This window comes from Parabacteroides sp. AF17-3 (assembly GCF_003635445.1).
Taxonomy (GTDB): domain Bacteria; phylum Bacteroidota; class Bacteroidia; order Bacteroidales; family Tannerellaceae; genus Parabacteroides; species Parabacteroides goldsteinii.
In genome coordinates, this window is sequence record NZ_QTMM01000019.1 from 138791 (window position 1) to 139093 (window position 303).

At 49.2% G+C, this 303-nt stretch carries 1 pseudogene; it reads right to left on the reverse strand.

Annotated features, from left to right (window positions below):
• Positions 1 to 303, reverse strand: a pseudogene (locus DWW91_RS22930) (helicase); the annotation flags it as partial.

The following is a 303-nucleotide window of genomic DNA, read 5'->3' on the forward strand; positions in this document are numbered from 1 at the left end:
GGTTACCTCAAACTCCATAAAGCCTTTAAAGCTCTTCGGGGCACGGATCGCCGGATGATAAACCAACTCCCTTGACATAGCCTCATAAACACCCGAAAGGTTATTGACAAAGTCAAGCACTACCGGATGACGGTCCGAACCTGCTTTCAGGCAACGGCCCAGCTGTTGCAAGGCGACCACATATGATTCCGTCCGACGCAGGAACATGGCAGCATCTACTCCTTCCACATGCAATCCTTCGATCAGCATATTTATGGAGAAAAGGACATGCAGTTTTCCTGTTTCCCTACGAAAACGACGCAA